The organism is Arthrobacter sp. MYb227 (assembly GCF_002975435.1).
GTDB lineage: Bacteria > Actinomycetota > Actinomycetes > Actinomycetales > Micrococcaceae > Paeniglutamicibacter.
On record NZ_PCPT01000002.1, the window covers coordinates 485,440 to 509,917 of the forward strand.

Here is a 24,478-nt window from a genome sequence, read left to right on the forward strand (position 1 = left end):
CACCGATCCACCGCAAACATTCAGAAACCCAAGGCACAATTAGGGTTTCAGCAAGGCGGGGAGCGCAGGACATATGGCACAAACACTGACCAGTGGCGGTGAAACGGTGCTGAGCCGGTATGCCCCGGAAAGCGTCTATCTGCTGGGCGCCGGACGAGCGATCCTCTTACAACTGGCCATGCCCCAGGTAGGGTACGGGGTAGCGAGGCATTCAAACTTTGCCGCCAATCCTGTGGGAAGGCTACACGGAACACTGACCTATATTTACGCACTGAGCAACGGCACCGATGAACACCGGGCCAAGGTGCGTGAAATCGTCAATACTGCGCATGCACCGGTCAAGGCCTCAGCGGCCAAAGACGGTTCACATCCTGCCTATTCCGCACGTGATCCGCGCCTTCAATTGTGGGTTGCGGCAACCCTTTATGACTCGGCAATGCAGATTCACGAGCTAGTGTTCGAGCCGCTTAGCGAGGAAGAAGCCGAAGAGCTCTTCCAGCAGTATGCGGTGCTGGGTACCGAGCTGGGCATGCCGGCAGGCTTTTGGCCCGCGAACCGTCAAGAGTTTGCCGCCTATTGGGCGGAAACCAGCTCACAACTCAACGTTGATGAGACGGTACGGGAAGTTGCTACACAGCTACTTGAAGCAAAATCTGCACCCTTGTGGGTGCGGCTTCTGATGCCGCTGGCCAAACTCATGACCCTGGGATTGCTGGGACCGGAACTGCGTGAGCTCTATGGCTTTAGCTGGAACCACAAACAACAACGAGCCATGGAGCGCGTGTTGCGCTGTGCCAAGTTTGGTATGCGCGTGCTTCCGCCAGCAATCCGGCATTTTCCGATGCGCTACTATCTGCGGCGTCTTGAATCTTGAGTCGTCGAATTATTGGCCTTGGATGTGGTTGGTCGTGGTTTTGCCGCGGTTGAAACCTAACTGTTGGAACCGCATATCGACGCATCTGCTCGATGCTGCCCAAACATGTACACGTGACTTATAGCAAACGGTTAGTTGCAGGAAATTTGCGTTGGCGTTAGCAGGGGTTTTGAGATCTTTGCAATGCTGATATTTGAAACGGAAGCTGATTCCCAGTCTCCTGGGTAAATCGCCACTACGCTGAAACTTACGTTCACCGCACCTCCGAGCAAAAGCTGTAGTAGGCCACCCAAAAGACCTACGACGGTACCCAAAAGCCCACCCGCATCGTTAGCAATTGAAAGGGTATATGACGTTGACCCTGCAGGTACTTTGATAGACGCAGTTTCATCTTTCGCGGTTACGATGATCTTGTATTCTTCCACTGCTACCGGAACGTTTTTTGGTTCTGACCAACGGACAATCACTTCCTGTTTATTTGTGCCTGCCCCACAGTAAAGATTCGTTGGCGCAGGCATCGTTGCTGCTTGTATCAGCGTTCCTGCGCTGGACGAGGAGCTCCATACTGCAAGTGTTCGCTCGACACTGTTCGCGGCCGCTAACGGCAGCACAACGGCTAGCGCGGTGAGGATCGTGCCGATTTTTAGCAGTGAAAGTTTTCTGGAAGTCGTGTGAACTTTGGCGTCGGCGCCTATGGTGACAGAACTTTCAGAATGAAGTGCTGCAGAAGATCCAGGACTATTGTCGTTCGAATCTCTGCGGGGTTCGCGCCGGAAGAAAGCAAGATACAGCAGATAAGCGCACAACAGACCGCCAACGAAGAACGCCCAAGGCTGACTAAACCAGGTCAGCACATAGCCCAAAAAAGGTACGCTGACTATGAGCCGGTCGGCGCTAGATACCTGGTACGGCTGAAGATCGGCGACGCTATTTGCGTCCCCCTTCAGAACCAAACCTTCGGGCAGATTTTCCACCACGCGGTGCGTAAGTCGAATGCCATCGGTGTTCACAACCGATACAACTTGTCCGGGAACCACCTCGGCAACCGGTGTAGGTACAGCAAACCCCAATGAACCAGTGGGGATGCTCGGTCCCATGGAACCCGAAGCAAAGACCAGTGGCTTTAAACCAAATACGAGCGTTAGAACCGCCAGTATTAGGCACAAGGAGCCAAGAGTCGCGCCGATGTTTAGTGCCCACCGCTGCCAATGATTTGTCTTTGGGATTGGGTTCGAAGGCTGGTGGTCATTGCGCATATCAGGAACCTACCGAAGCTGTAAACGTCAATTTCACGGTGGTTGAATTCCCTTGCAAGGTGTTGGCTGCGGAGGTAGGCAACGAATATTGCACGCACAAAGTTTCGGATGCGCCGGGCGCTAGTGAAGGACGTGGTTGCGCTGTGGGGAACGGTTGCGTGGCGCCCTTGCTCAGCAGGGGAGTTCCTTCGCAGATGGCGTTCGGTGCGGACCCAGCGATCGCTCCATCTGTAACAACGACATTCAAGGCATTGCCTAGCTTGCCACCGCCTGTTTCAGTAGTACTGCCGGAGATGGTATAGGTGACGGCTATGGAACTCGAATTTTTGACAACGACGACAGCGGACTGGCTCATCCCTGGGTACCATGCAGAACCACTCAACGGCACCGTGTATGTGGGCGAATCCGTGGCTGTCTTGCCCACTCCTAGTGCGACAGTGGCAGCGCTCACGGTGGAGGTTGCAGTAGCGGTTCCCGTCCAGGCAGCTAGCGTTGACACGGCACCAATACCTACAAGAATACCCATGGATAGCAAGGCCTTGACCTGCATCCCTTGCCTGCTCATAGTAGATTCCTAGCTGTATTGATTGATTGCTGAGGACGTCGCCGTGACCTTGCAAATAACACTCCGCCGGTCACCAATGCCCCGAGAGCCAGTGGCAGGAGTCCGGCCGAATATCCTGTTTCTCCCAAAACTCCCGGCGAAGGTAAAACTGACTTGCCTGGGGCTTGCTCCTCTAGCTGCTCGGGCGCAGTCGGTGAGGGGTTAGATTCGCTTGCCTGCACTGTCATGCGTATTAGTTCTGAATTCTTGCCTTGGGTTTCGTTGCCAGCAGTTGATGGCAACCACACCCGTACGGTAACAGCGGTAGCTTCTCCGCTACCCAGAGTAGATATACCGGAAGCTTTCGTTCCCACTAAAATTCCAGTGAAATCATCGGCTAGGTTAGTTTGTAGGGAGAAATCTACGGCGTGCGGGCGCGAATTACGGATCCACAGCACCCCTTCAAATTCTTCGCCGGGGGTCAGCTTAGGCATGTTCGCAAAGAGCGGTGGAGGTTCGGCAGAGTAATTAATCCCATCTGTACTGTAGCTAAGGCCTGCATCTGTTGGCACGTCTGCGTAAGCCTGCGCGTCGACTGGAACATAACCGAAGAACATAAGCGTTGCAGCGCCCGCAATGAAGCTACTTATGAATCTGCGCATGATCATGTGCTCTTCACCGTTCGTTTTTCGCGCCACGCGCCGATCAGCATGACAAAGGCGTAGGTCAACAGTCCTCCGACGGCGAGCCAGGTAAGCCACGTACGTTGTTCTCCCGAAATGGCAGAGTTGAGAAAACCAAGGATCGGAACTGAATACCAGAGGCTTCCCCGGATCTGTTCGGGAAGAATCAAAGGATCGTTGGCATTATTAGCATCTCCACGGAGGGTAAATCGCTGTTCCCCTCCTGCAGTTTTACCTACGCCAACCACTCGGTGAGTGACCACCGTTGGCTCACCAGGCTTAAGCTGATACGTCACCACGTCACCGGGACGAATTTCGTTAGGATCGACGGGTTTGACCACCATGAGGGTGCCAGGAGGAAATCCTGGCCGCATAGAGCCAGTAAGTACCGTGTAAGCGGTGGCGCCGCCAAGACGCGGAATACCTATCATCACTGCAAGCAGAGACACGACGATAAAAAGTGCCAGCCATGATGAGGTTTGCGCAATCCACCAAAGCGCGCTTGTTTTTTCCCGTTCACGTCGGAGCTGGGCGCGTGTCAGTTCACTCATTGTTGCTGCCCCACAAAGTTCAGCACAAGATTCAATTTCCCACCTGCTGCAGCTTGAGGTGTATGTGATGGAATTTCGATGCGAATACAGAGAGTTTCTGAGCTGGAGCTGTCTTCGCCTGCGCTCAGATTTCGAACCTTGCCCAACGTAGCAGCGGCATTGGCCGGGCCCTTGTATAGAGGATCTGTCAGTGCGTTGCGAGCGGCACAGCTTGGAGCGCTCATGCCGGCCTTAATGGTTAATACGCTGTGTGTTGAAAGAGCCTTGTCCGCAGCTGTTGCCGAGGTAGGAAAAGTAGATGCGCCGGCCAGATCGTAGGCCAAGTCCGTGGTGCCACCATTGCTGATGACCAAGGGCGCTTGGACAAACTGGCCCGGGATTAGATTGGTTCTATTTAGCTCAGTGAATGCATAATCTTGTTGAGCCTTAGAAGCGTTGCCGGCTAGCAGATACAGACTTCCGGTGGATATGGAACCAACACCCATACTTCCTTTGGCATGCCAAAGAGCGGCCGTACCTTGAGAGCTCATGAAGAGCACCAAAAGTACGGCCGCTGCAATTGCGACCTTCAGCTGTTTAGGCATCCAGAAAACTGTGGTTTAGTTCCGGCTATGGGCTGACCTGGTTAAGAGTCAGAGCCAAATCGGTAAGAAGCATTTCTTGCTCCATGGTGGACACCGGTGTTGAACCGGGGGTGCCCTTGGCAAATGCGACAGTGATTGTCACGGGAACTTCGAAGCTGCCGGGCTCGGAGAAAGAGACAACGCTACCGGACGTTGTCAGCTTCGGGTCAATTGGATTTGGAACAACCGCGACTGTAACTTGTCCTACTAACGTCGCCGGAACGACAGAATCAAGATTCCCGACGACAAGTTCACCCTTGAGGTTTTTGCCGTCGGCCCCTATTTTTACGGTCTGTTCAAAAACGACGGTGTCGCCCGGAACCAAGTGATCCAAGGCTGGATCAAACGTAGTATTTGCGGCATTCGGGCTGGTATCGCTCCAAGTCCCTGCGGTGGTTGCGTCGAGTGTCAGATGACCGGTGGAGACGGATCCAGCGTCGAGGTTTTTGGTGTCGGACCATTGTGCGATGGTCCCGGCCCCACCCAGTAGTAATACTCCAGCAGCTGCTGCGGCAATAGTAGCCTTTGTAACCTTCTTCATGACTAAATATCCTCACACTCAATGTGCCCCCCAGTAGGCACCATCGCCATTCAATCTGATATGTCTACAAACTCAAATTATTACCGCACAATGAAAGCTTCATTATCATTGATCTGATCACTCAGAGTGTGAGTGTAGGGATTTTAGTCGTGTCTGACTATGGCTTTCTCAGAATCAAATAGCCGTCGGATCAAGTGGCTTGACTTATTGGCCCGACGGCTATTGATTGTTTACTTTCGGCTACTTGCAGGTACAGCGGTCTGCAACTGCGACGTCACCGAGCGCATCTTCAATGTGCTCGCCGCAGCCTTCCCAAGTTGGCTTGGCACAGTATTCACAGGTGATCTTTTTGCACATGATGAAGTTCCTTCACAGAAAACGAAAATATTATCCATGAGGAATAATACCCCTCTGGGTATGGTTGGACTATCTGGGACGCATCCGCTGTCTCTAACTCAGACATTCCCGAAGGGATGAAGCACCATATGGCTTCCGTAGAACTAAACGCCGCAAACTTTGAATCAATGATCTCGGCCCCGGGAACTGTCATCGTCGATTTCTGGGCTGCGTGGTGTGGCCCGTGCCGCAACTTTGCCCCGATCTTTGAAGCGGCGAGCGAAAAGCACCAAGACATAGTCTTTGGCAAGATCGACACCGAAGCCGAACAGCAGCTTGCCGCGGCAGCAAACATCACCTCGATTCCAACGTTGATGGCCTTCCATGATGGCATCCTCGTTTTCTCGCAGCCAGGTGCATTGCCCGCCGAAGCACTCGAGGATCTCATTGTTCAGATCCAGGGTCTTGATATGGATGCAATCAAGAAAGATATTGCCCAGCGCGCAGACGCATAAAACTTATTTGCCTATCGTGTGGCTCCGGACTGGTTTCGTAACCGAGCCGGAGTCACAGCTGTATTCCACTACTCCTATGAAAGGGTAGAAGCGCAGCAAAAGTAGAGAGCAAGTGGAGGAAAAATGTCGCGCAAACTCAAGGTCGCCGAACGAGCAAAGGTCCCAGCCTTTGAAGTCATGAGCATTCTTGACCGAGTAGCTGCGCTACGCGCTAGCGGACGCGACGTTATTTCCCTATGCGCCGGTGAACCAAGTGACGGAGCGCCTACGGCAGTCTCCAAGCGGGCTGCAGAAATCCATACGGCTGGTACTCCCATGACTTATACGCCGCCGCTGGGCATTCTTGAACTTCGCGAAGCGATCGCCGGGCACTACAAGCGTTGGTACAATATTGACGTCCCGTCAGCAAACATTGCGGTAACCACGGGTAGCTCCGGTGCTTTTATGTTGCTCTTTCTTGCCTCATTTAACGCAGGGGATAAAGTGGCCTTGGCGCGGCCGGGTTACCCCGCCTATGCGAACATTCTGCGTACCTTGGGCGTCGAGGTTATTGAATTGGCAGCAGGTCCAGAAATTAGATATCAGCCCAGCGTTGAGTTGCTTGAAGCGGCGTGGGAAGAGCATGGTGAACTTGATGGGCTGATGCTCGCCTCCCCGGCTAATCCAACTGGAACCATGGTTTCGGGCGCCGAACTTGGTGACTTGGGTGCTTGGTGCAAGGATCATGGGGTTCGACTGATTAGTGACGAAATTTATCACGGAATCGATTACCCTGAAGCGGGTGCCGAAGCCCGCAGATCGGTGAGTGCCTGGGAACTTGATAAGGACAGTGTTGTCATTTCCAGCTTCTCTAAATACTGGGGGATGACTGGATGGCGTTTGGGCTGGGCGTTGGTCCCCGATGACCTGATTGGCACTGTCGACGCATTGGCCGGCAATCTGGCTCTATGCCCGCCTGCTCCGGCACAATATGCTGCGCTTGCCGCCTTCACCGACGAGTCATATGCGGAGGCGGAAAGCCGGGTTGACGAGTTTGCCAAGGCCCGTGCCGCGCTGCTTGAAGCAATGCCGCGCTTGGGCTGGGGCGAATGTGCACCGGCCGATGGTGCGTTCTATCTCTATGCCGAACTTGGACAGATGCTTGGGTCCTTCCCCGACTCGAGCGCGTACTGTGCTGCACTGCTGGAAGCCGAAGGCGTTGCAATTGTTCCGGGAGTTGATTTTGACAAGGTTGATGGTGGTCAACGGGTTAGGCTGAGCTTTGCTGCGGGTCTTGCTCAAGTACAGGAAGCTATTGAGCGAATCGTGCGTTTCCAGCAAGCGCGCTAAGTCGAATCAGCAATCTATCCGGGTGACTTTTCCGCACCGCTTCCAGCAGCTGGGTTGCGTATAGGTCATTTTCCACAACTTCCGGCCATGTAGATCTGCCATGTAGCCTGACCGCACATCCTTGAGGGACGAACTTCGAGGAGGATCCAGTGGAAAACTATCTTGACCCAAAGCTTAGGGACGCGCTGAAAGTTGTGCGCTCACGGCTGCCGCTGAGTAATGAATGCTTGGCTTGCTATGTTTTTCGCATGCTTGAACACGGCTGCGATGGACTGAAATGGTCGCTAACTTACCGTGACATGAGGGCGCCACGTGCCACCGCGCTGGAGCGCAAATTTCCGCTACTTGGCGGTTATTGCGATTGCGAGGTCATCGCCAACGTGTTCCATCCCAACGAACCCATGTGGAAGCTTGGTGAATCTGGCGGCATTGATGAGAATAACCCGCCCGTGTGTATGACCGTCAGGCGTGGAACCATTCAGCCCTGTGGGCTGTGGCTGATGCGTTCGGGAATTCAATGGGGTGGGGGCGTCTATAAGAATCGCAAGGCATCCTGACCCTGCCTAAAGTCCCTATCCTGACGCGTGAAAACGATGTTGTACTGGAAAGATGGACCGCAGAACCGTGGCTGGTGGCGGTGGAAATAGTTTTCAACGCTGGCTGACATGTGGGTCGATCTTGGTGTTGTTGCTGACCTCAGTTTTCCACTTCTACCGTGGATCACCAGCAGATGGTGGTGTCTATCTTGTGTTGGCTGTGGCGCTGATCCTTAACGGAAGGCAAGAAAGTACAGATGCCAAGGTGCAGCGAGACAGGCATTCCTCGAGCCAGTTTCATCCGTGGTGGCTGATCGTGCTGTTACCACTACTTGCTACTGTTGCGGCTTTGCTTCCCCTGGGGGCTTGGCTCGTTGTGTTGCTACTTGGCACTGGTGCGGGAATCATGATTCTTGGTTGGCGCATAGACCCAAAGGCCGAAGCCGTTTCGAACCCGCGAATGTTGGGGCCGCAGCACAGAAATACCGCGCTGGGGTTGTGTGTAGTGGTGCTGTTTCTTTGCTTTTGGGAGTTGTGGATGTACTTCACCAAACATCTGAACCCGGAGCTGGAGAGCATCTACCCACCACTCACTGATCTTGTGGAACCCGCGTTTCAGGGCATGAGTACGAGGTGGCTGCTGACGCTGCTGTGGATGACAGGGTGCGCACTGTTGGTCGTGCCGCATCCCAGAGCGAACGGCAGGAATCGGATATGACACGGGATATTGCAATTATTGGTTACCTGAGTGTGCCGTTGATGCTGGGTGCCTTGATTTTGTTTTCGAGGTTCTGGCCAAATATGTGGGCGAGCCCCACGGATGTACTGAGCCTGATCTGGCAGAACCGTGCGGCAAGGATGACATTGTTGATCTTCGTCTGGTGGTTCGGTTGGCACTTTTTGCTCGATGGATAACCCTAACACCGCTAAGAATCCTCACGGTGAAAGTTTGCCAGGACGCAAAATGTCGCGGCAAGTTCCCTTGAACTCGCCGCGACATCAAAACTCCGTGATGGAAAAGGTATCTAGTCTTCGGGGTGAACAATCTTTAGGTGTTCGGCGGGAATCCGATCTCGGTCATAGGTGATCTCCGAAAAGCCATGTGGTGCAGGTTTTCCGTCTGGTCCCATGTTCACAAAGACAATCTTTTCAATGGTAAGAATCGACTGGCGGGTGAACATATTGCGTACCTCGGCACGCATAGTCAGCGAGGTGCGACCAAAAGCCGTGGCAGTCAGACCCATTTCAATGAGGTCACCTTGCTGGGCCGAGGAAACAAAGTTAATTTCCGACATGTATTTGGTTACGGCGAATCCGTTGCCGAGCTGCACGATTGCGTAGATTGCGGCTTCCTCATCGATCCAACGCAGCAACGAGCCACCGAAGAGCGTCCCGTTGGCATTAAGGTCTTCGGGACGAACCCATTTGCGGGTGTGGAAAGTAATATCACCTTGCGTCATGGCTTGATTCTATGGCTCGTGCGGCTCAACGCACGAGGTTAGTGACAAGTGCCATGCGCGTCGCGGGGCTATCTAGCCCAGGTGATCCATCGCCTCGCAGGGATTGGCGCCGGGCTGGGAGCTATGTACCGACATTGATAATTTGCCCAAGAGGCCTGCCAGTGCGCTGGTTTCTGCTGAATCTAGGCCGGTCAGCAGTGTCTGTTCTGCCTGGGCGACGCGCGTTTCAAGCCGCTGTAAGAGCTCTAGGCCTTTGGGCGTTGCAATGATCTTGCGAGCGCGACGGTCCGTCGGTGCCGGAATGCGATCTACGAGTTCTGCGGTGACCAGATCGTCGATCAGATAGGTCAGTACCGTGCGGTCAATGCCAAGGTGTGCGCCCAGTGCCTGCTGGTTAGCCGGATCGTGGTGCACCACGGTGGAAAGCATTTGGTAACCACGTACCGAGCACGGGATTTCCTCGACAGCCTGTGCAAAGAGAGTTTGGTGGCCGCGCAGAATCATGCCTAGGTGCCAGGCAAGATCGCCGGGGATGAACCCGGGAAGGGGCTTGTCCTGTGTGGCTAGGGGTATCTGTTGGCTGTTCATGATATCCATCATAACCGATGATGTGGTGTTGCGCAGATGATCTGTAACCAATATAGTCTGTAGTACAACATATATTTGTGGAAAGAAGGACGCATGGACATCGGCGCACAAGAACACGTGGCAACTCGCGGAACGATCGGCATTCTTGGCGCCGGTCGAGTGGGCACCGCCATTGCTCGCTTGGCAATTGCAGCTGGCTACCAAGTGAAAATCGCAACTTCCAAACCCGCCGCGGATAACGCACTAATCATTGAAATCGTCACCCCGGGTGCCGAAGCCGTCAATGCCCATGAAGCGGCAGAAGCCGACATCGTGGTTGTTGCAGTGCCACTTCACAAGTACAAGAGCGTTGGCGCCGAAACGCTGGCCGGTAAGACGGTAATCGATGCAATGAACTATTGGTCGGTCACCGACGGCGATATCGCTGACTTCGAAGTTGATGAGCGCACCTCCTCGGAAGTTGTCGCGGCGCACCTCGCAGAATCCAAGCTCGTAAAGTCCTTCAACCACATTGGATACCACGAGATGGAGCCGGACGCGCTGCCATTCAGCACCGCAGATCGCAGGGCGCTGGCCGTTGCCGGCGATCACCAAGGGGCCAAGGATCAGGTGGCAGCGTTTATCGATGCCCTCGGATTCGACGTGGTAGATGCCGGAGCACTTGCCGCTGGCAAAAACTACGAACCCGGAACCGATGTGTTCAATGGCCGCTTCAGCGCAGAGGAACTCTACGCCAAGCTACACGGAAACCTCATCTCCGCCTAAAACATTTTTGCTTGACCGACCTATTGAAACTTCACACCTTTAAGGACAATTCACCATGGAAATCGGTGCCTACAGTTTCGGCGATTCACAGCTCAATGCTGACGGCTCGCTGCGCTCAACCACAGAAGCAATCCAGAATCTCTTCGCGGCAATTAAACATGCCGACGACGTGGGACTTGATTACTTTGGGGTGGGAGAACACCACACAACCACCATGCCAGCTTCCTCGCCCGGTGCCATGATTGCCGCCGCCGCCGCAGCCACCACACAGATCAAACTTGGTAGCGCTGCAAGCATTATTGGCACCGATGACCCGGTGCGCATTTTCCAGCAATTCGCTACAGCAGATGCCATTTCCGGTGGTGGACGCGTAGAAATTACCGCCGGCCGCGGCTCCTCGGTGGAGACCTTCCCGCTCTTCGGACACAGCCTCGAAGAATACGACGACCTCTACGCCCAAAAGCTTGAGTTGCTGATGACCATCAATGATTCGGAGACCGAAAACGTCACGTGGTCCGGAACCGTACGCCCGTCACTCGATGACCTCGCCGTGGTGCCGCGTCCGGCCTCGGGCAAGCTCCCGATCTGGCTGGCAACAGGTGGCAACGCTAGCTCTTCGGCACGCGCCGGACAGTTGGGCCTGCCGGTTTCTTACGGGATTATTGGTGGAGCGCCACATCGCTTCGCACCGCTGACGGAACTCTACCGCCGTTCCGGCGCCGCAGCGGGCCACAAGCCGGAAGCGCTCAAGGTGTCAGTTGGCGCGTTGGGCTTCGTGGCCCCCACCAAAGCCGAGGCACTCGAGCGTTTCTACCCGGGCTGGCATAACCTCAACGTGGAAATGGGTCGACTGCGTGGCTGGCCAGCGCCGGATAAGCGCGCCTACCTAGCCCAGGCCGACGCTCCGGGTGCCTACTACGTTGGCTCCCCGGACGAGGTCGCAGAACGCATTGCCCACCTGCACGGATACCTAGGCCACATGCGCCACTTCCTGCAGATGGATATTGGTGGCATCCCGCAGGAACAGCTACTTGAGTCGATCACGCTGCTGGCCACCGAGGTCAAGCCGCGCGTTGAACGCCTGTTGGCACAGAAGTAACACCGCACTGAAATAAGCGTGTAGAAAGGTTGGGGATGGAACCACAGAAGTTCCCTCCCCAACCTTTCTGTATCCCAAACCAATATTTAGCTCATCATGGGCAAGCACCCCTTGCTATGTGGGAATGCCGGTGCCACCGTTGAACTATCGGTAACGCGTAGTGAAGGGTACAGACATGGGAAACCATCATCACGAAGATGAACGCTACAAAAAGTTCTACGACCGGACCCCGCACGGAGAAATCCCCAGTGACGAACGGCTTCGGCTAGCCACGGCGGATGGCACGGACCCTATCGAAGAAAGCGAACCTAGCGCGCAGGAAGAACACAGAGACCGCCGGGTCATAGGCAGTAGCGCTGGTTAGTGAACCATTGCTCAGAACCACTCGAGCGGGTTAGCCTCAAGCCATGCGGAAACTTACGATGCTCAATAATCTGACGCTCGATGGGGTCATGCAGGCTCCGGGCCGCGCGGAAGAGGACACACGCCATGGGTTTGCCGCGGGTGGATGGGCGCAAAGCTATGCCGATAACGTACTCGGCGAATATTTGGGTCAAGGCATGAGCACACCCCATGAATTAGTGCTGGGCAGACGAACCTGGCAAGACTTCGCATCATTCTGGACCACCCAAACGGATAATCCATTCACGGATCTGCTCAACAACCTCACCAAATATGTTGCCTCGAGAACACTGCACGAACCTCTAGCTTGGGCGAACTCAAAACTCTTGGACGGTGACGCAGTCCAGGCCGTTGCCGAGCTACGAGCCCAAGACGGCCCAGATTTATTGTGCATGGGAAGCGGAAACCTGCTTCAGGGACTCATGGGCGCAGGACTGGTAGACGAATACACACTACTGCTTCACCCACTAGTCCTGGGCCAAGGATCACGCATGTTTACCGAATCATTGCCGCAGATGAACTTCAATCTTGAAGAAGCCATCACCACCTCAACCGGCGTGATCATTGCCGTGTATCGCCCCGAACTCTGAACCTTTCGCAGACTCCTGCGGTTGAGATTTCACCATGCCTTCAGGACTGTTCCTGACAGGTTCCTGCTCTGCGCATAAGGTGGAAGCAGATGTGACGCACGAATCACGCTCAACCAAGGAGAATTCCAGATGACCCAGATTGTTCCAGTCCGCCATCTCTTCGGCCCCGGCCCCTGCAATCCGTACCCGGAAGCAACAGCAGCACTTGGACTTCCGCTGATCGGTCATCTTGACCCAGAATTCATTGCCCGCATGGACCGCACTTGTGAAGGTCTGCGTACCCTGTGGGGAACGACCAACGCGCGAACTCTCCCACTGAGCGCCACCGGCTCCGCAGGCATGGAAGCCGCGTTTGTGAACACCGTCAAGCCCGGCGATATTGCAGTTATTGCCGTCAACGGACTCTTTGGCGAGCGCATGACCGAGGTAGCGGCGCGTGCCGGTGCCGAAGTCATTCGCGTTGATCATGAGTACGGCACTCCCGTTGATGCGCAGCGTGTTGCCGATGCACACCCTAATCCGACGGTTATTGCTGCAGTCCATGCGGAAACAAGTACGGGTGTTGTCTCCGATATTGCGGCACTCGGTGCCATTAAGGGCGATGCCTTACTGATCGTTGATGCCGTTACCTCCATTGGTGGCATGCCGGTGCTCGCCGATGAGTGGGGGATCGATGTTGGATACGCTGGAACCCAGAAGTGCATTGGTGTTGCCCCGGGCCTTGCACCGTTCACCATTTCCGATCGCGCCTTTGCGCGCCGCGTGGAAAAGCCACAGTCCTGGTACCTGGATCTCGGTTTGCTGGGCGGTTACACCACCGGTGCAGCCGGCGGCGGACGCACCTACCACCACACCGCCCCGGTGGGAATGGTTGCTTCTTTGGAAGCAGGAATTGATCGCATCCTCGCCGAAGGCCTCGATGCTGTCACCATCCGTCACCAGGAAGCCGGCAAGGCACTGCAGGATGGCCTCGAAGAGATGGGCTTGAAGCTCTTCGCCGCCGAAGGACACCGTCTGGCTCAGCTGACCACCGTGTATGTTCCAGAAGGTGTCGATTCGGCCAAGGTGCGTTCCTACCTGCTGGAGCGTTTCAACATTGAGATCGGTGGTGGCGTTGGCAAATACGCGAGCACCGTTTGGCGCATTGGTCTGATGGGCCCGAACGCCAACCCGGCCTCCGTTGCGTTGATTCTTGCAGCGCTGAAGGAAGCAATTGCCAAGGCGTAATTTTATCGAGTCATACAGGCTCTAAGGACAGAACGGCTCTTCTCCACATCATGGAGAAGAGCCGTTCTGTTGTAGCCGGAGTTAGTGACAGGGGAAGAGTCATTGGCCGTTATTGCGTCGGGGAGACCTGCCAAACGAGAGAGGGACGCTAACACACAGCTTCTTGGCAGTCCGAAGTGCATCCTGACCCATCGCCAAGAATCGAGCTACGGCGTACCGTGGGGTTAACGCTTCGTTTGAACTGGACAAAGATTATGAAACCCGTTGTGCTCAAGAAATGGATACCGGCGGTGCTCGCCCCGGCCGTCATTGTTGCCTTTGCCGTGGGTGCCTCGGTGTCGGCAAAGGCTCAGGTAAATCTCGAACCCAAAACGCCACAGCAGCTCTTGGAACTGATCGCTTCTTCTAAGCTCACCGATTTTTCCGGAACCACCACCGCCACCGTAGACCTTGGAATCCCACCGCTACCGGATCTGGGTGGCACGGGAATGATGAATAAACCCGACGTAGTGCCAGATACACCAAACGAATCGGGGACCACAACGAGTCCCGAGGCCAACGTGCTCTCTGCACTCTCGGCAATTTCCGGAACGCATGAGGCCAGAATTTTTATTGATGGACCTGATAAGGCAAGAGTCCAGGTCATGGATTCGATGGACGAACAAGATTTTATCCGCAACGGAACAACGATCTGGAAGTACGATTCGAGCGACAATACGGTCACCAAGGGCACCCTGCCCGAGACGACCTCGATGAAGATTCCACAACGGAGAGGAACCCCACCGACTCCGGCAGAGCTTACTGATTCGCTACTTACGCTAGTGGATCCACACACCGAGATGAGTATGCAAGATGGAACCCGCATCGCTGGGCGAGATGCCTACACCCTCGAGCTAGTGCCACGTAGTGATGATTCCCTTGTAGCAAAGGTAAGTATCGGCGTTGATGCCCAAACAGGTGCCCCGCTTCAGGTTGTTGTCGACGCGGTGGATCAGCAGACCCCTGCAGTCTCCATGGGATTTACCTCGTTTACTCCGGAAACACCCGATGCCAAACTCTTCGAATTTACACCTCCGGCCGGGGCACATATCAGCGAAGCTAAAATCCCACACGAAGCTAAGTCGCAGCTGAAGGATCATAAGAACGCAACTGATCAACCCGGCAGTGCGCATGACATAAACGATGCTGTACATGGCACCGGGTGGGATTCGGTGGTGGTCATTGAGGCCAAGGATGTTCCAAAGGAGCTAGCGGCGAACGAGATGCTCAAGCAGCTGGCAACACCGGTGGAGGGCGGCAAACTATTGCACATCTCGCTAGTGAATGTTCTCCTGACCAATGACGGTCGAATGGTTCTCGGAGCGGTATCGCTAGATCGATTACAAGCAGTGGCCAACGGCCAATGAACGCCACCGCAACTGCCAAGTTAGCCATACAAACCACCGGGTTGGGTAAGAAGTTTGGCAAGCGTCAAGCCGTTTCAAATCTCGATTTGGCGGTGCCACATGGGTCGGTTTTTGGGTTTTTGGGACCGAACGGTTCCGGAAAAACAACCACTATCCGCATGTTGCTGGGCTTGGTAACCCCCGATTCGGGGAATATCTCCTTGCTCAATAAGCCCATGCCCAAGTCTGCGGCCAGCGTGCTGCCGCGGGTTGGTGCGCTGATTGAGGGGCCAGCGTTTTATCCGTTCCTGAGCGGTCGGGCTAACCTCGTGCGGTTGGACGCTGCAGACCGCACCTCGACAAGTTCCACCCGTTCGAACCGTGTGGAAGAAGCCTTGGAAAAAGTGGGCCTTGGTAAGGCCTCAAAGCTGGCCGTGCATGCCTACTCGTTAGGCATGAAACAACGGTTAGGGATCGCCAACGCGCTGCTGCGCGAGCGAGAACTATTGGTACTTGATGAACCAACCAATGGTCTTGATCCGCAGGGCACCCGAGAGGTAAGAAATCTTGTGGCATCCCTAGCCACTGAGGGCACCACCGTATTTGTTTCAAGCCATCTGCTTTCGGAGATCGAACAGATGTGTAGTCATGTGGCGGTGATGAGCCTGGGAAATTTGGTGGCCCAAGGAACCTTGGAAGAATTACGTAGCACCGGCCAACATCGGGCCATGCTCCGCACTCCCGATCCAAATGTAGCAATTGAAGTATTTGCCCGGCTAGGGCTTGAAACGAAGCCCGAACCAACGCATGAAGGGGATTGCCCCCAACTAAGGGTGGTCCTAGGCTCCGATGCTCAAGTGCCCGAACGAATTGTTGAAGAGCTGGTGCGCGCCGGGGTGCGCGTGCGTGGATTTGTTGTGAAAGACCCCAGTCTTGAGGAACGTTTCGTGGCGCTGACGGGGGAGGGGTTTGACCTTGCCCAGTAGTGGATTATTTCTCAACGAATTAGCCCTGCTCTTCAGGCGTCGACGTACCTGGGCGATGTTGCTGGCGCTTGGCGCGGTACCGGTGCTCATCGCAGTTGCGGTGCGGCTAACCTCTGGTCCGCCAAGTGGGCGTGGGCCCGCTTTCCTCGACCAGATTGCCGGAAACGGACTTTTTACGGCGGTGACGGGATTGTTTGTCTGTATTCCATTGTTTTTACCGCTGACGGTATCGGTGGTCGCAGGAGATACCATCGCCGGAGAAGCCGGGGCGGGAACGCTGCGATACCTCCTTACTTCCCCTGTCTCACGGGCAAAACTCTTGGCGGTGAAGTACGCGGTGGCAGCCGTCTTCTGCCTCAGTGCCACGCTGATGATTGCGTTGTCTGGAATAGGAATTGGAGCGGCATTATTCTCGGTAGGTCCGGTGACATTGCTATCGGGTTCCACCATCTCAGCGGCTGCAGGTGTGGGACGCGTGGGACTGATCGCGCTGTATATTGCGCTCTCCTTGCTTGGACTCGCCGCGCTTGGACTTTTTATTTCCACGTTGACCGATGCCCCGGTCGGGGCCATGGCTGCCGTTGCGGTCTTGGCAATTGTGGCGCAGATTCTTGGTCAGCTGCCGCAACTAGACTGGCTGCACCCGTGGCTCTTTACTAACCATTGGCTTGATTTTGCTGACCTCTTGCGTGACCCCATCAGCTGGTCTAGTTATGGGCAAAATGCCCTGCTGCAAGGCGGTTACCTCTTGGTTTTTGGAACCCTAGCCTATGGCCGATTTGCCAGCAAAGGCATCGTTTCTTAAGGCTGTCACGAACATACAACTTAGCTGGCGCCGGTACTACAGGCTGTGCCTCATTGAGCGTGCCTACCTTCTAGCCGTTTCATATACCGAACACGAAGCCAACAAGTCTCTAATATGGCCAATCGACGGACTATCCGGAATGATGGGTAATTCGTGATACCGGGAGACCCCCGGTGGAGCGTAAAAGTTTCGCCCCCCTATTGTGCCTTTGGAGTACCACTATGAGACAGCTTCTTACCCGTACCGCAGCAGGGATTATGGTAATTGGACTGCTAACCGGTTGCAGCGCCAAAAATGATGCTCCGGCACCAGCACTGCTAACAGATGATAAGTCTGCAGCGGCGGAAAACTCTGTGGCTCCGGCAGATGTCGCGCCGCCACGGGTTGTCTCTGCTGATGCCGGTACCGTGATCGCCGAGCAGGAATTCAAGGTCCCGGGATCTGCTAAAGACACCGTCACCGTTGGCGTGCAATCCTTGATCGTTGAGGGTAAGACGATGAAATTGCAGCTTGTTATTACTCCAAATCTTTCCTCGATCAGCGACTCGGCCAAGACCTCGATCTACCGAGCCTTTGGGGAAACGAGTATCCGACCCAAGCTAGTTGACCGTGAAAACCTTAAAGAGTACTCGTTGATCAGCGACACCGGACAACACTGGTCAACCTATGCAGCTAACGCAGATACCACCAACCATGAGCCGGTCATTTGGTGGGGCATGTATGCGGCCCCCGAAGACGAAAACGCCACCTTTGATCTGCGCGTTATTGACACCATGGAAGAATTCGTAGATATTCCGGTGACTCGATGAAGAATATGAATCGACGAACCATTGCGGTCGTGGGCCTTTCGGTTGTTTTGGGGTTGCAGTTCGCACCCGCGCACGCGGAGTTTAGTAGCCCCAACGATCTGCCTGAACCAACAACTGCGCAGCTGGCGAAGTCTGTGCGTGTGTGGGATCCGGAGAAAAGCGTCGGGACCTGGGATCCTAGCGACTCCGTAAAGTCAGTTGAGCAGGTCAATAGCAAGGCAGGAAAGACAACTATTTCCCTTGCCGCCGATGTTCTATTTGAACAAGACAGCTCAAAGATGCCGGCAAGTGCATCCGCCAAGTTGGAAAAACTTGTTGCTCAAGTTCCGCAAGGCGCGACCGTCAACGTTGATGGTCATACCGACTCGGTCAAGGGAAAAGTGGATAATCGGGTACTTTCCACGGGTCGAGCCAAAGCGGTTGCCAAGGCAATAGAAAAGTCCCGACCCGACCTAGAGCTCGTGGTCAAGGGACACGCGGCATTGCAGCCGACGGTGCGCGAGGACCCGAAGGATCTTGATACCTTTGCCGCGAATCGGCGTGTAGAAATCAGTTACAAAAGTTGATGCCCGAATAATTCTTGCAACATAAAGACCCGGCGTTTTCCTTGGTTGGGAAACACCGGGTCTGTATGTCAGTGGGTGGGGTCCTGGTTATTTAACGTCGGATTGGTTCATCCTGGATCGACGCCAGAGCAAGAACCCACCGACCGCTGCCAATAACGCACCGGCACCGGCAATCATGCCAACTGTTGCACCCGTGCTGGCCAATGAACCGCCGGGCACCTTATCGGAAGCTGGCGTGGTTGAATCAGCCTCGGGCTTCTTGCCCTGCTCGTTCTTGTCATCAGGAGCTACTGGAGCCGGTGAAGGCTCCGGGGTAGCTACCACGGAGGTCTCGGGTGACGGGTGTGGGGTCGGAGTTTCTTCCGGTGTCACCGAAGCCTCGATAATTTCAACCTCTAAGACAATGTCCTCGCGTCCCACCATGGAAATTGCAAGGGTCTGTGTACCTAATGCAAAATTGGCAGGAATCGGAATCTCGAACCTTGTGCTGCCGTTAGCATCGGCCGGTTTGATCTCCTTGGCAATGACCGTATCAGCGCTCAGTGCCACGGCAACCTGGGCTCCCTCATCCAGCCCGGTGATCTCGCCGATCAGGGTTTCGCCCTGTTCCAGGGTGCTCCTTGATAGTTCTACCTTGGCCCAATCGGTGCCCTCAGTGATGGCCCGTCCCAGAGGGGCCGGCTCAACAAGCTGATGTGCCTTGAAGTACTCAACCGCTGCAACAAGATCAATCTGACCGCTATCTGCCGCGTTGGTTCCATCGGCGAAGGTAGTAAAGTTATCCCCGCCATCGGCCAGGAAGCTATTTGCTGCGACGCGGAAGACCTGCTCATCGGTGATCGGTTCACCGTTGAAACTCATCGAAGTAATATGTTCCCCGCGTGGGGCGTCTTCGCTGTAGGCGTAACTCAGGGACTCTGAGATGCCCAAATGAAGCTTGGGACGGGAGGACCCAGCAGGCTGCCATTGCTGCTCAAGGATCTCCTTGAGCTGGGCGCCGGTAAGGTCCTTGGTGATAAGAGTATTGCCGAACGGCTGGACGCTTGCAGCGCTTTCATAGCTGATGGCCCCATTGCTTCCATAGCGTAGATCTGCGCGCAGCCCACCCGGGTTCATGATCCCAATATCGGCCTTCTGACCACCAAAAGTTTCGTTGGAAGTTGACCACAGATGCATATCTGCAACGAGGTTACCCAATGAGGATTCAACCCCACGGTCAGATCCTTCACTGCCGCCGCGGGTAATATCGGCGCTGATCTCACCGACCTTGACAGCCCCGGCAACCTCGGCCGCTGCCGCTGCCTGATCGACGATCTTGGCTACCGAATCCAGCTGCTTGTAATTCGGGGTGATATTTCCATCGATCTCGGCGGTCAGCTCAAGTAGACCCGAGTCCGCGGCAAGAACTTCCTTGGTGCTCGGGTCAACTGTCAATTGCACCGAACCCAAGGTGGTTCCGTACTGATGAGATTGGATGACCGGGCGTTCGCGCTGACCTTCCCACTGCGTTACCGGGTAGGAGCAGTTATAGGCCTGGTGGGTGTGACCGGAAATAATTGCATCAATCCTTGCCGAGGCTCCGCGCACCAACTCACCGTAAGTGGTTTTTTCGGTGGCAATGGATTCGCACTTGGAGGATGCCGATCCGTCATGGGTGAGCAGCACCAGCACGTCGGCTTCCCCGTTTGACTCCTGGCCATCGGTGAGCTGATCTGCAACCCGGTTGGCCGCCTCAAGCTGATTCCCAAAGTCTAGGTTAGTGATCCCGCCGGGGGAGACCATGGAAGCCGTGGACTCGGTGACAGTTCCAATGAAACCAACTTTGAGACCTGCAACCTCACGGATTGCATATTCCTTCAAGGCCGGAGTCTTGGTCCCCTTTTCATACACATTGGCACCCAACGCGAATTCGGCACCGTCTTGGCCGGTGGCCTTGGCAAAGCGTGGGATCACCCGCTCGGTCAGATCCTTGAAGCCGGCATCAAATTCATGGTTGCCGACCACCGAAACATCAACACCCGCGGCACCGAGTGCATCGATTGTGGGGTTATCCTGCTGGGAGAACGAGGTAAAGGTGGAAGCGCCAATGTTATCGCCGGCAGAGATGAAGAGCGTATTTGGGTTTATTTCCTTCAGTTCCTTGACGGCACCGCCGAGGACGGCGGCACCCGCCTCGGCTCCATTGGCCTGGATACGACCGTGGAAATCATTGATGCCAAGGATCTGTAGCTTGGTGCCATCCTCGGGTTTGGGCTCTGGCTGGGGTTCTGGAACAGCGCTACCGGAAATTTTGAACAACGTGGTGGTACCTGAGACCTCGTTACCGATGGCCAACATCGGAGAACCGTTAGGTGAATCGGCTGCAGGAATAAATGCAAGGCCCTCCGGGCCCAAGTCTCCGGCCTTGCCGAGATCTCCACCATCTTCAACTGAATGCGCAAAATCACGGTTATTGAGGTACGTGACAAACTTGCTGTCCGTCGGATTGGTGATGTCATAGACCATGACACCGCCGACTCGTTCTAAGCCAACAAACGCGTAGCTGCGCTCGCCGATGGTTCCGATGGTCAGGTTCTCCGGCTCCGGTCCCTTATCATCACTGCGGCCCTCGAGGTTTGATTCCGAGTGGTTTGAATTGAAGAACTCGGGGTTGGCGGCGGAAGTGATCTTTTCAAAGTCATCGCCCGAGTCAAATACCTGCTTGCCATCGGTAGTCCAGATGGAGAATGACCGGGAACCGAAGGCGACTAGCTCTTTATAGCAAGTGCCTTCCGCGTTCAACCCGGATTCGAGACTAATATTCAGCCGGCCTAGATCCTTGCTGTCGCTTAGTGCCGCGGCGGGGCTGTCTTCACAAATCGGAGCAGTACCGTCTTGACCAAGATCCTTGACTCGTGCACCTTCGGCGTAGTTGCCCCACTCGCGGGCATCACCTTCATTGGCGGTGACTAGATAGGTTTTTCCTCCGACCGTGTAGGAGTTAATGCCATCTGGCATGTAGGCACCCTTGAGCCCGGGGAACGAACGAATATTGATCTGCCCGTCCTTGTCCGAGGCATCAAGTCCGTTTCCTGCCAGCGAATGATCCTTGAAGCCCAGCGGACGAATTGCGGTAACCGTGGCGGTTGCCAGATCAATCTCGGCTACCGCGTTGGCTTCCTGCAATGCCGCGTAGGCCTTCGTCTTGCTTAGCGCAATGTATTCGGGTTCGAGGTTGCGCGATACAGGTTTGTCGTTCCCATGCGGGGCTGGACCGAAGACGCGTACTTGAGGGTCAAGTTTTTTGGATCCACCTGCTTCGAATTCGTGGAACGTTGCGGTCTTGACCGCCGACTGTTTTGGTGCGCCTAACGTCGAAGGCAGCGTGACTACGCTGATCGAGCCTTCCGGGTCGGAACTGAAATCATCCGCGGGTTCGCCCTCATTGGCTACGACTGCGTACTTGCCATCCTCGGAGACGCTGACCATATCCGGCAGGGAACCTACCTTGACCGAACCTAGCGGTGTTGCACTATCGGCCGTGGCATCGAAGAAGAGCAGTGAACCTGCCGCGGTTTTGGGTTTGGATTCGAGAGCCACGACGCCTAACCCATCGGCACGAACGGCAACCGAGTTAGCGATTCCCGCTCCAGCCATTGAGAACAGTTTGGTGGGTTTACTTGGATCAGCAATATCGAGCACGTCGATGGCACCGGCTTGCGCATTGACCACGAACAACCGCTGGGAGCCAGCATGATAGGTAACGATTTCGGCGGCAGATTTGTCAAAGACTCCGGTCTCATAGGTGCCAATGGCAGAAAGCTCAAGGCCTGCGCCCTGCGCGGAGTAACCGCTTGGACTTGGAACGATTTGTGCACCAGCGCTAGCTGCATAGAAAGTGGAACCGGCAAGTGCTAGTGCTGCAATAGCTGCCGAAATACGCGTCAGACGGGCTAAATGCCCCCTGGGCTTAGACATGGTTTTCCCAACGAAGAACGAATGATGTGCGGTGTACCTCAATTAATATCGTGACAAGGTGTCGGGTCGGTGAACATCAGGCAACGGCAAGGGCCGCCGTGTTCACCGCGCGGCGGTCGCCGATGATGCACACTCGGTCCGGAACCATGCCAAACCCAGCCAATTACTGCTAAGAATCGAGGATCTTACTTCTGCGGGGAAATCGCTTCGGCTCTCCAAGAAGTATTGCTTGCTTCGGCGTAACTGAAGGAAATCTGTGGTTTCTATTTTTTAGATATCGCTGCCGGGGGCAGGAATGAAAATTTCGCTGCAGGTCTTGTGCGATAAAAAGCCGAGGAGTAATCTACAACCAAATGGTTGTAGATGAACTTAGCGACTCAGAGATCGACAACATCTTCCATGCACTGGCGGATGCTACAAGGCGCGATATTTTCAAACAAGCAATGTCGCGTGAACAGTCAGTTTCCGAACTGGCGAGACGCTATGCGATGAGCTTTGCTGCTGTACAAAAACATGTCGCGGTGCTCGAACGCGCCATGCTAATCACTAAGGAAAAGCGCGGTCGGGAGCAAATCGTGCATTCGAACCCAGAGCTGCTGCGCCGCGCGACGGAACTGCTTGATGCCTATCAAGACATCTGGCGGGGCCGCACAGAACGCATCGAAGAAATACTCTTCGAGCCAGAGAGGGAAGTGGAATCATGAGTGTCATCAGCACACAGAAAGATACGGAAAAACTCACTCTTGAGTTTGTCGCAGAATTTGCTGCGCCCGTGCAGCGGGTGTGGCAGATCTGGGAAGACCCACGCCAACTCGAACGCTGGTGGGGACCACCGACTTGGCCCGCGACCTTCACCAGGCATGAACTATCGGTTGGCGGTGAATCCCGCTACTTCATGAGCGGACCCGCTGGTGAGAAATCCGCTGGATGGTGGAAAACTACCGCGGTGAACGCCCCGACGCTCCTCGAATTCGATGATGGCTTTGCCGGAGAAGACGGGGAACCCAGCGGATACCTCGGAACTACCCATTGCGTTGTCACCCTCGAACAAGCGGGCGAGGAAACCCGCATGATCACCACCAGCTATTTTGAAAGCCTTGAACAGCTCGAAGAAATGGTGAAGATGGGAATGCAAGATGGCATGTCATTAGCCATGGGACAGATTGATGCCCTGCTGGTCTAACCGTGATGCGTTAGCTGGGTGAGGAATTCTCAAGCGAATTGCCCACCCAGCTAACGCAAAATCTACTGATTAGCTGACGGCTTTTTTCAAAAGTGTTACAAGTTTCTTCTCATCGTCGGCATCCAGCTTCGTCACAGCAAACGAGCTTGGCCAGATATTGCCCTCATCAAGGTTTGCATCCTCTTGGAAACCAATAGTTGCATAACGTACCTTGAACTTCTCCGAGCTCTGGAAGAACGTAACTACCTTGCCTTCCGCGTTTGCGTAGGCGGGCATTCCATACCAAGTCTTGGCCCCGAGCGTTGTATGCTCCTTGACCAGTCGGTGTAGGGTCTCGGCAAGTTCTCGATCGGTGCCATTCATCTCGCCAATGGCCGCTAGGCAAGCTGCTTCAAGATCGGCGCTCTTCTTGGAGGCCTTGGCTTCCGCTGCGGCTGCTCGCATTGCTGCTTTTTCTTCTTTGCTAAACGCTGTGCTCATGATCTGTACCTTTCGATTCATTCTTACCGGTCAACTCTAAAGCCAGTGTTTAGGAGGGCGCTTCTTGAATCCTGCTCGACTTTTGAAGGTAGAACGACGAAGCGACCCTGACTACTTTTTACTCATACCGGGCCGAACCGGAACAAACTCAATGACCTTGTTGCGGGCCACGGGCTTACCCTTATTGCGATCAAATCCTTTGGCATCCAAACCGTTTGCCAAACGGTAGGCTGCATTAGCTTCGGTACGCAGTTCATTCAGGCGCTTGCCGGTGAATTCTTCCTCCGTTCCATCGGTAAATACCACGGTGACCCGTGCACCCTGTGGATAAATGGATCGCATGCGGATGTTGCCGTCGGTGTCCTGTACTAGCTTCATAATGTGGTCT

The 24,478-nt window shown here is 54.9% G+C and carries 29 protein-coding genes; 18 read left to right on the plus strand and 11 right to left on the minus strand.

Translation table 11 applies throughout. The features are described 5' to 3' along the window. Window positions 1–73: 73 nt before the first annotated feature. The gene (locus tag CQ018_RS06075) at window positions 74–874 is read left to right on the plus strand and encodes an oxygenase MpaB family protein (RefSeq protein WP_105549087.1); all 801 of its coding nucleotides are present in this window, start codon (window positions 74–76) and stop codon (window positions 872–874) included. A gap of 131 nt (window positions 875–1,005) precedes the next feature. Here CQ018_RS06075 and CQ018_RS20025 read toward each other — a convergent pair whose 3' ends face one another. The 6 genes from CQ018_RS20025 to CQ018_RS06105 all read right to left on the minus strand — a co-directional run bounded on the left by CQ018_RS20025 (window position 1,006) and on the right by CQ018_RS06105 (window position 5,072). After that, the gene (locus tag CQ018_RS20025) at window positions 1,006–1,971 is read right to left on the minus strand and encodes a hypothetical protein (RefSeq protein WP_181149760.1); all 966 of its coding nucleotides are present in this window, start codon (window positions 1,969–1,971) and stop codon (window positions 1,006–1,008) included. Between the two features lie 160 nt (window positions 1,972–2,131). Further along, window positions 2,132–2,695 carry a hypothetical protein gene (locus tag CQ018_RS06085; RefSeq protein WP_105549088.1) on the minus strand — a complete coding sequence of 188 codons (564 nt, stop codon included), beginning with the start codon at window positions 2,693–2,695 and terminating at the stop codon, window positions 2,132–2,134. Continuing rightward, a complete protein-coding gene (locus tag CQ018_RS06090) occupies window positions 2,692–3,336 on the minus strand; it encodes a hypothetical protein (RefSeq protein ID WP_146111829.1) in 645 nt (214 codons plus the stop codon). Before CQ018_RS06090 ends, CQ018_RS06085 begins: the two co-directional genes overlap by 4 nt. Before the next feature lie 2 nt (window positions 3,337–3,338). Continuing rightward, complete coding sequence (locus CQ018_RS06095; RefSeq protein ID WP_105549090.1) at window positions 3,339–3,908, minus strand: signal peptidase I; 570 nt, start codon at window positions 3,906–3,908, stop codon at window positions 3,339–3,341. Next, window positions 3,905–4,492, minus strand: a complete 588-nt coding sequence (locus tag CQ018_RS06100; protein ID WP_105549091.1) for a hypothetical protein — start codon at window positions 4,490–4,492, stop codon at window positions 3,905–3,907. Before CQ018_RS06100 ends, CQ018_RS06095 begins: the two co-directional genes overlap by 4 nt. A gap of 25 nt (window positions 4,493–4,517) precedes the next feature. After that, window positions 4,518–5,072, minus strand: coding sequence for an alternate-type signal peptide domain-containing protein (locus tag CQ018_RS06105; RefSeq protein WP_105549092.1), 555 nt, complete (start codon window positions 5,070–5,072; stop codon window positions 4,518–4,520). 485 nt (window positions 5,073–5,557) lie between these two features. On the opposite strand from CQ018_RS06105, the gene trxA reads away from it, so the two are divergent. The 5 genes from trxA (at window position 5,558) to CQ018_RS06130 (ending at window position 8,703) form a co-directional block, all read left to right on the plus strand. Continuing rightward, window positions 5,558–5,923, plus strand: a complete 366-nt coding sequence (gene trxA / locus CQ018_RS06110; RefSeq protein ID WP_105549093.1) for a thioredoxin — start codon at window positions 5,558–5,560, stop codon at window positions 5,921–5,923. 123 nt (window positions 5,924–6,046) lie between these two features. Beyond that, window positions 6,047–7,252 (plus strand): pyridoxal phosphate-dependent aminotransferase, encoded by a 1,206-nt coding sequence (locus CQ018_RS06115; RefSeq protein WP_105549094.1) that lies wholly within the window; start codon window positions 6,047–6,049, stop codon window positions 7,250–7,252. 149 nt (window positions 7,253–7,401) lie between these two features. Then, the gene (locus tag CQ018_RS06120; RefSeq protein ID WP_219844004.1) at window positions 7,402–7,809 is read left to right on the plus strand and encodes a DUF2695 domain-containing protein; all 408 of its coding nucleotides are present in this window, start codon (window positions 7,402–7,404) and stop codon (window positions 7,807–7,809) included. A 52-nt stretch (window positions 7,810–7,861) separates the two neighbouring features. After that, entirely contained in the window at window positions 7,862–8,506 is a 645-nt protein-coding gene (locus CQ018_RS06125) for a hypothetical protein (protein ID WP_105549095.1), read from the plus strand. Beyond that, the gene (locus tag CQ018_RS06130; protein WP_105549096.1) at window positions 8,503–8,703 is read left to right on the plus strand and encodes a DUF6186 family protein; all 201 of its coding nucleotides are present in this window, start codon (window positions 8,503–8,505) and stop codon (window positions 8,701–8,703) included. The genes CQ018_RS06125 and CQ018_RS06130 overlap by 4 nt, the downstream gene beginning before the upstream one ends. A 110-nt stretch (window positions 8,704–8,813) precedes the next feature. Here the strand turns inward: CQ018_RS06130 and CQ018_RS06135 are convergent, their stop codons facing one another. Continuing rightward, window positions 8,814–9,248: an acyl-CoA thioesterase gene (locus CQ018_RS06135; RefSeq protein ID WP_105549097.1), complete on the minus strand. Its 435-nt coding sequence runs from the start codon at window positions 9,246–9,248 to the stop codon at window positions 8,814–8,816. A 72-nt stretch (window positions 9,249–9,320) separates the two neighbouring features. Beyond that, on the minus strand, window positions 9,321–9,836 hold the full coding sequence (locus tag CQ018_RS06140; protein ID WP_181149761.1) for a MarR family winged helix-turn-helix transcriptional regulator: 516 nt from the start codon (window positions 9,834–9,836) through the stop codon (window positions 9,321–9,323). Window positions 9,837–9,929: 93 nt separating this feature from the next. Here CQ018_RS06140 and CQ018_RS06145 point away from each other — a divergent pair, with 93 nt between their 5' ends. From CQ018_RS06145 to CQ018_RS06190, 10 genes are all read left to right on the plus strand, one after another. Then, window positions 9,930–10,601 (plus strand): NADPH-dependent F420 reductase, encoded by a 672-nt coding sequence (locus tag CQ018_RS06145; RefSeq protein ID WP_105549099.1) that lies wholly within the window; start codon window positions 9,930–9,932, stop codon window positions 10,599–10,601. 55 nt (window positions 10,602–10,656) lie between these two features. Then, the gene (locus tag CQ018_RS06150; protein WP_105549100.1) at window positions 10,657–11,700 is read left to right on the plus strand and encodes an LLM class flavin-dependent oxidoreductase; all 1,044 of its coding nucleotides are present in this window, start codon (window positions 10,657–10,659) and stop codon (window positions 11,698–11,700) included. A 175-nt stretch (window positions 11,701–11,875) separates the two neighbouring features. Continuing rightward, the gene (locus tag CQ018_RS06155) at window positions 11,876–12,064 is read left to right on the plus strand and encodes a hypothetical protein (RefSeq protein WP_105549101.1); all 189 of its coding nucleotides are present in this window, start codon (window positions 11,876–11,878) and stop codon (window positions 12,062–12,064) included. Between the two features lie 43 nt (window positions 12,065–12,107). Further along, window positions 12,108–12,692, plus strand: a complete 585-nt coding sequence (locus tag CQ018_RS06160) for a dihydrofolate reductase family protein (RefSeq protein WP_105549102.1) — start codon at window positions 12,108–12,110, stop codon at window positions 12,690–12,692. Between the two features lie 129 nt (window positions 12,693–12,821). Continuing rightward, complete coding sequence (locus CQ018_RS06165) at window positions 12,822–13,919, plus strand: alanine--glyoxylate aminotransferase family protein (RefSeq protein WP_105549103.1); 1,098 nt, start codon at window positions 12,822–12,824, stop codon at window positions 13,917–13,919. Window positions 13,920–14,173: 254 nt separating this feature from the next. Then, window positions 14,174–15,325 carry an outer membrane lipoprotein carrier protein LolA gene (locus CQ018_RS06170; RefSeq protein ID WP_105549104.1) on the plus strand — a complete coding sequence of 384 codons (1,152 nt, stop codon included), beginning with the start codon at window positions 14,174–14,176 and terminating at the stop codon, window positions 15,323–15,325. Beyond that, a complete protein-coding gene (locus CQ018_RS06175; protein ID WP_105549105.1) occupies window positions 15,322–16,290 on the plus strand; it encodes an ABC transporter ATP-binding protein in 969 nt (322 codons plus the stop codon). Before CQ018_RS06170 ends, CQ018_RS06175 begins: the two co-directional genes overlap by 4 nt. Continuing rightward, window positions 16,280–17,095: an ABC transporter permease gene (locus CQ018_RS06180; protein ID WP_258142414.1), complete on the plus strand. Its 816-nt coding sequence runs from the start codon at window positions 16,280–16,282 to the stop codon at window positions 17,093–17,095. Before CQ018_RS06175 ends, CQ018_RS06180 begins: the two co-directional genes overlap by 11 nt. A gap of 221 nt (window positions 17,096–17,316) precedes the next feature. Next, window positions 17,317–17,904, plus strand: a complete 588-nt coding sequence (locus CQ018_RS06185; protein ID WP_105549107.1) for a hypothetical protein — start codon at window positions 17,317–17,319, stop codon at window positions 17,902–17,904. Between the two features lie 5 nt (window positions 17,905–17,909). After that, entirely contained in the window at window positions 17,910–18,470 is a 561-nt protein-coding gene (locus CQ018_RS06190) for an OmpA family protein (protein ID WP_181149762.1), read from the plus strand. Window positions 18,471–18,557: 87 nt separating this feature from the next. On the opposite strand, the gene CQ018_RS06195 is transcribed toward CQ018_RS06190, so the two are convergent. Beyond that, window positions 18,558–22,427 carry a choice-of-anchor I family protein gene (locus CQ018_RS06195; protein WP_105549109.1) on the minus strand — a complete coding sequence of 1,290 codons (3,870 nt, stop codon included), beginning with the start codon at window positions 22,425–22,427 and terminating at the stop codon, window positions 18,558–18,560. A gap of 353 nt (window positions 22,428–22,780) precedes the next feature. Between CQ018_RS06195 and CQ018_RS06200 the strand changes: the two genes are divergently transcribed. Both CQ018_RS06200 and CQ018_RS06205 read left to right on the plus strand, forming a co-directional pair. After that, on the plus strand, window positions 22,781–23,131 hold the full coding sequence (locus tag CQ018_RS06200) for a helix-turn-helix domain-containing protein (protein ID WP_105549110.1): 351 nt from the start codon (window positions 22,781–22,783) through the stop codon (window positions 23,129–23,131). Then, on the plus strand, window positions 23,128–23,610 hold the full coding sequence (locus tag CQ018_RS06205; protein WP_105549111.1) for an SRPBCC domain-containing protein: 483 nt from the start codon (window positions 23,128–23,130) through the stop codon (window positions 23,608–23,610). The genes CQ018_RS06200 and CQ018_RS06205 overlap by 4 nt, the downstream gene beginning before the upstream one ends. Window positions 23,611–23,679: 69 nt before the next feature. Here CQ018_RS06205 and CQ018_RS06210 read toward each other — a convergent pair whose 3' ends face one another. Both CQ018_RS06210 and CQ018_RS06215 read right to left on the minus strand, forming a co-directional pair. Next, on the minus strand, window positions 23,680–24,090 hold the full coding sequence (locus tag CQ018_RS06210) for a DUF1801 domain-containing protein (protein ID WP_105549112.1): 411 nt from the start codon (window positions 24,088–24,090) through the stop codon (window positions 23,680–23,682). A 111-nt stretch (window positions 24,091–24,201) separates the two neighbouring features. Continuing rightward, window positions 24,202–24,468 carry a hypothetical protein gene (locus CQ018_RS06215; RefSeq protein WP_258142415.1) on the minus strand — a complete coding sequence of 89 codons (267 nt, stop codon included), beginning with the start codon at window positions 24,466–24,468 and terminating at the stop codon, window positions 24,202–24,204. Between the last annotated feature and the right edge of the window lie 10 nt (window positions 24,469–24,478).